The sequence below is a fragment of the uncultured Anaerococcus sp. genome, from assembly GCF_947253225.1.
GTDB lineage: Bacteria > Bacillota > Clostridia > Tissierellales > Peptoniphilaceae > Anaerococcus.
This window is the reverse complement of record NZ_CAMXYR010000017.1, coordinates 23368-29367: the sequence shown is the minus strand read 5'-3', so window position 1 is coordinate 29367 and position 6000 is coordinate 23368. Positions and strand designations below refer to the sequence as shown.

The following is a 6000-nucleotide window of genomic DNA, read 5'->3' as shown; positions in this document are numbered from 1 at the left end:
CGTATTGTGGAGCTTGGTGGAAGTCTTTGCCATCATAGATTAGGGCTGACCAGCCATTATCAGAAGCTGAGTATGATTCTCTTAGGGATGATGCTATCATTTCAAAGCCGAATTCTTCTTTCATTTGTTTGAAGATTTCATGGTAGCCTTCTACATCTAATTTACCACTTGTTACATCTAGCCCTTTTGGAGTAAAGCCTAGGCATAGGGAAGCGTCTTCTTCGTTTCCTATACATACGTCAACGTATTGCATCAAATCTTTCATTACTGCTTGAGCTTCTTCTGGGCTCCAGAGTTTTGCTCTGTAGTTTAGGTCGATTGATACCTTCGCTCCTGCCTTTTTGGCTGCTTGCATGGCTCTTTTTGTGATTTCTGCTCCTTCTTTGGAGATTGCTGGAGTGATTCCTGATGTGTGGAACCATGCTGCATCTTTGAATATTTCATCGAAGTCAAATTCATCTGCTTTAGCTTCTGCTATGGCTGAGTTACTTCTATCGTAGATTACCTTAGATGGTCTTGCTGATGCTCCTGTCTCTGAATAGTAGATTCCTACTCTTTCTCCACCTCTTAGGATATAATTTGTGTTTACTCCATATCTTCTTAAAGCGTTTACTGCTGCTTGACCTATTTCATGTTTTGGTAGTTTTGTTACATAATATGCGTCAAAACCATAGTTGGCTAGGGATACTGCTACGTTTGCTTCTCCCCCTCCATAAATTGCATCGAAGCTTTCAGCTTGGACAAATCTCTCATAGCCTGGTGTGGACAGTCTTAACATTATTTCGCCTAGGGTTACAACTTTTTTGCTCATTATTTTCTTACCTCCGCAATTTTTACTAAATATTCTTGTGCTTTTTTGGTGATTTCTTCTCTGCTTCCTTTTACTAGGTTTGAACCTGCTCCTACTGCTACTACGCCCGCTTTGAACCATTCTTGAAGGTTGTCTAAGCTTACGCCTCCTGTTGGCATGATTTGGAAGTGTGGGTATGGACCATGGATTGCTTTTACATATGATGGACCTGCAAGAGAGCCTGGGAATAGTTTGATGATGTCTACTCCATATTTGTAGGCTTCTAGCATTTCAGCTGGAGTTACACAACCTGGCATGTATGGGATGTTGTAAATATTACACATTTTTGCAACTTCTTTGTCGAATGAAGGACTTACTACGAATTTTGCTCCGTTCATGATTGCAAGTCTTGCTGTTGTTGGATCTAGGACTGTTCCTGCTCCAAGAAGGGTGTCTTTTGGAAGTTCTTTTTGGATTCTTTGGAATACTTCTATTGCGTTTGGTATGGTGAAGGTTACTTCTAGGGTGTTAATTCCTCCATCAATTAGTCCCTTGCAGAATTCTATTGCTTGGTCTGCTGATTCTGCTCTTACTACTGGTACGATTCCTAGTTCTAATACTTTGCTTATAGTTTCTACTTTGCTCATATTTCCTTCTTTCTTATTTATAAATCTATCTTAATATATTTTGTTGCGTTGTTAAAGCAAATATCTTCAATTACCTTGCCGAGGAATTTCTCATCAGCTGGATATTCTCCCTTTTCTACAAGCTCTCCTATGAAGTTACAGAGGATTCTTCTGAAATATTCATGTCTTGGATAAGATAGGAAAGATCTTGAGTCTGTTAGCATGCCTATGAATTTCGCTAGGACGCCAACACTTGAGAATACCTTCAATTGCTCAATCATTCCATCCTTGTGGTCAAGGTGCCACCAAGCTGTTCCTAGTTGGATATTTTGCATATTATCAGCATTAGCCCTATTGAAAGAGCCTCCAACTGTAGCTATTGGGAAGTGGTCTTTTGGGTTTAGTGGGAAGATTACCGTCCTTGGAAGTCCATCATTGTCTTCGAAATCAGAAAGTAGGTCTGCAAGATTTTCAGCGAAATTCAAGTCGTTTTGGCTATCTCCTCCAACATCTGCCCCTAGTTTTTCAAATAGAACCTTGGAATTGTTTCTTATAACTCCAACGTGGATTTCCATAGCCCAATCAACTTTCTTATATTCCTTGGCTAAAAAGATTGTAAGCTCTGTCTTGTAGGCTTCTTCTTCAGAAAGACTTACAGGCTTGCCAGCTAGTTTCTTCTCAACAATTTGATTTAAGCTTTCCTCATCACACCTTCTGTAAGGTATGTATTTGAAGGCTTGGTCACTTGCCTTAGCCCCATGGCTATCAAAAAATTCTATTCTTGCCTTGAGAGCCTTTTTGATATCAGAGAAGTTCTTAATTTCTACTCCACTAGCCTTAGCAAGGTCAGCTAGATATGAAGCGTAAGTTTCTTTTTCAATGTAGAGGGCATTGTCAGGTCTGAAAGCTGGAAGAACTTTTACCTTAAACCCATCTTTGGCTATAAGTTCATGATATTTCAAATCATCAATCGGATCATTTGTAGTGCAAACTGCTGCCACCTTGCTCATTTCGATAAGACCTCTTGGTCTAAATTCATCCTTAGCCAAAAGCTCATTACACTTATCATAAATTTCTCTAGCATTTTCCTTAGTTAGACATTCATCTATACCAAAGAAGTTTTTAAGTTCAAGGTGAGTCCAATGATAGATTGGATTGCCGATAAGATTTGGCATAACTTCAGCATATTTCTCAAATTTTTCAAAATCTCCTGCATCACCTGTTATATATTTTTCCTCAACTCCACAAGCTCTCATAACTCTCCACTTGTAGTGGTCTCCACCCAGCCACGCTTCGGTAATTGATGGAATGTTTTTGTTTTCATAAATTTCCTTAGCCTCAAGGTGGCAGTGAAAGTCAAAGATTGGCATTTTAGCTGCATAATTGTGGTAGAGTTTCTTAGCAAAATCATTATGGAGCATAAAATCTTCTGTTATGAATTTCATTTTGACATTTTCCTTTCATATTATAGGTTTTAGTTAAAATTTTGTCTATTATATCCAAAATAATTCCCTTTGATAAAGTGAGGGTCGGTTTACCAACCCTCCTTACCCAAGGTTTATGTTCGTAGTAAACTGTGTACTTTAATTTTTATTTATTAGCCTTGTCGATTGCTTCCCAAAGACCGTTTAGGTAAGCTACTCCGAGAGCTCTATCGTAAAGACCGTAGCCTGCTCTTCCTTCTTCACCCCAAATCATTCTTCCGTGGTCTGGTCTTAGGTAGCCTTCAAAGCCTCCATCATAGAGAGCCTTCATGATTTTATACATATCTAATGAACCACAACTAGATAAGTGAGCTGATTCATAGAATTGTTTTTCTCCAGTAAACTTTATGTTTCTAACGTGCATTGCACCAATTTTGCCTCTTTTTGCGAAGTCTTCAATTATGGCTGGCACATCGTTTTCAACTCTTGAACCCAAGGAGCCTGTACAAATACATAGGGTATTTGATGGACTATCAACAAGGTTTACAATTTTTTCTAAATCTTCTGGAGTAGATGTAATTCTTGGAATGTCAAAGATTGGCCAAGCTGGATCATCTGGGTGAACTGCCATTTTAATGCCTAGCTGTTCACATGTTGGAATAATTCCTTCAAGGAAGTACTTATAATTTTCTCTTAGTTTATCTTCATCAATATCCTTATACTTATCAAGCACTTCTTCAAGTTGAGCTAGTCTTTCTGGCTCCCAGCCTGGTAGTTCAAAGTTTCCAGCCCCATCAAGGATTTCATTTACCATATCTCTTGGGCTAAGGCCTTCTACCTTGGCTTGGTCAAAGGCAAGAGTGTTTGACCCATCTGGAAGAACCTTGTATAGGTCTGTCTTAACCCAGTCAAAAACTGGCATGAAGTTATAGATTACAGTTTTAACCCCGCAAGCCGCAACATTTATCAGAGATTGTTTGTAATTTTCAATATATTTATCTCTTGTAGGTAACCCCATCTTTATATCTTCGTGAACATTGATTGACTCTATAATTTCACATTCAAGGCCTACTGCGTGGCACTTATCAACATAAGCTTGGAAAACATCCTTTTCCCAAACTTCACCAGCCTCCCACTCATTCATCATAACCATAACTCCTGTAACTCCAGGAATTTGAGCGACGTATTCCAATGAGATTGGGTCGTTGTTTCCGTAGTGTCTAAAGGTCATTTTCATAAGTTTTTCTCCTTAACCTATCCTAGGTATTTTTTAAGTGTAGCTCTTACACTTCCACATCCAGCTGTCAATTCTTCAAAATATTTAACTACCAAATCAGAAAGTCCAACTTCTTCAAGATTTACACCGAAGATTTTTTCATTTCTCAATAGGTCTTTTAATCCATCAGTTATCTTGAAATTGCCAAGGCTAATTCCTTCTAGGCTTTTTCTTAGGTAATCCATCATAGGATCATTTGAAAGTTCAAAAGCTTCTCCATTATCATTTACACCAAGAAGATATCTTAGCCAACCAGCTAAGGCAAGTGGGATGAACTTTAAATCTCTTACATCAAGAGTCTTATCTTTCATATATCCTTTGATGGTTTGTCCAAATCTTACAGAAATCTTTTGTGATGTATCTGTTGCAATTCTTTGTGGAGTATCAGGCATGAACTTGTTAGGAAATCTCACATTGATTACTTCATCTATGAAGTCTTTAGGATTTATAATCCCAGGATTTACAACAACCTTGAGACCTTCATCATAACCAATTTTCTTTATAAGTTTTACAAGCTCAACATCTTCCATTTCTTCAGCAATTGAAGTATGGCCTAGAACACAGCCATAAGTCGCAAGCACTGTGTGAAGTGGGTTTAGGCAAGTTGTAACTTTCATAGTTTCAACATTATTAACTGTATCCCTATCTGCCATATACACCCCACCTTCTTCAAAAGCAGGTCTGCCATTTGGGAAAGTATCTTCAATTACAAGATATTCAGCTTCTTCTGAATTTACAAAGCCAGCTACATATGAGCCTTTGCTAGTTACTACAGGCTCCATATCACTAAAACCAAGTTCCTCAACATGTTTTTGAACCTCTACTGCAGGTCTTGGTGTGATTTTATCTATCATTGAAAGTGGAAAAGCTACCTTTTCTTCAAGATATCCGATGAAGCCTTCATCTACAAAACCTTTCTCAAGCCAAGCTTTAGCAATAAGCATAACTGAGTTTTTAACGAGATCTCCATTGTGGCTAGCATTATCCATAGAAAGTAGGGTAAGTGCTTTGCCATTTTCCTTGTATCTCAAGTTTAGTAAAGCGGTTACAATACTCATAAGATGCTTAGCTTCACAAGGACCATTCTCAAGGTCAGACGCAACAACTCCCATCAGACTTCCATCTGAGCCATAAAGGTTGTAGCCCTTTTCTGTTATAGTAAAACTCATCACTTCAAGATTTGGATTAAGAGCAATTTCCTTAATTCTATCCATATCTTTGAGAGTTAAAGACTCAACTAAGTTAGCAATAAGGGTAGTATCAAAATTTCCATCCTTATGAAGGGTAACTGACAAAGCCAAGTTGTCATAAGGCTTATAAATTTTTTCGATAATCTCTTCATCAAATGATTCAACAACAGAAATTCCCCTATCTTCCTTGCCAGCATTAATTCCATCTTGGTTGACCCTAGCTATATATCCCCTAAAGATATTTCCTGAACCAAAGGCTAACCATTTAGGATCTTTGATTGATTCTTCCCTAAGTTTTTTGACATCGTACTCAGGTCCCTTATCCACTAGCTTTAGAATTTCATCTAAATTTTCCAATTTTAGCTTCATAAAATCCTCCATAAATTTTGTGCAAACGTTCTACTATCCTTATACCCTATTTTTTCTAAAAAAGTAATTTATTAATTGTTATTTTACTTTTCTTCAAGCAAGGAACTTTTTAAACTTATTTTTGTAAGCGGTTGCATTTTCTAGCAAAAAAATATCTCGAAATAACATTAATTTTAGAAATATTTTTTGTAATCGGTTACATTAAGTTCATCCCTTATTTCTCTTCTGATTAAAATATAACATTTCCTTGCTTACTTGTCAACTATTTTTTAAAGTTTTCAGATTTTTTAAAGCAATTCCACCAAAGAGGTTTTGTATACAACCT

5 protein-coding genes are annotated in these 6000 nt (G+C 37.4%); all 5 read right to left on the bottom strand.

The genetic code is table 11. The features are described from left to right. Window positions 1-811, bottom strand: an 811-nt coding sequence (locus Q0W95_RS03670; RefSeq protein ID WP_297790118.1) for a sugar kinase, incomplete at its 3' end; no start/stop codon positions are given. Then, on the bottom strand, window positions 811-1437 hold the full coding sequence (locus Q0W95_RS03665; protein ID WP_297790116.1) for a bifunctional 2-keto-4-hydroxyglutarate aldolase/2-keto-3-deoxy-6-phosphogluconate aldolase: 627 nt from the start codon (window positions 1435-1437) through the stop codon (window positions 811-813). The genes Q0W95_RS03665 and Q0W95_RS03670, both read right to left, overlap by 1 nt. Before the next feature lie 17 nt (window positions 1438-1454). After that, on the bottom strand, window positions 1455-2861 hold the full coding sequence (uxaC, locus tag Q0W95_RS03660) for a glucuronate isomerase (RefSeq protein ID WP_297790114.1): 1407 nt from the start codon (window positions 2859-2861) through the stop codon (window positions 1455-1457). A gap of 145 nt (window positions 2862-3006) precedes the next feature. Beyond that, a complete protein-coding gene (uxuA, locus tag Q0W95_RS03655) occupies window positions 3007-4077 on the bottom strand; it encodes a mannonate dehydratase (protein ID WP_297790111.1) in 1071 nt (356 codons plus the stop codon). 17 nt (window positions 4078-4094) lie between these two features. Next, entirely contained in the window at window positions 4095-5675 is a 1581-nt protein-coding gene (locus Q0W95_RS03650; protein ID WP_297790109.1) for a mannitol dehydrogenase family protein, read from the bottom strand. Window positions 5676-6000 lie beyond the last annotated feature (325 nt).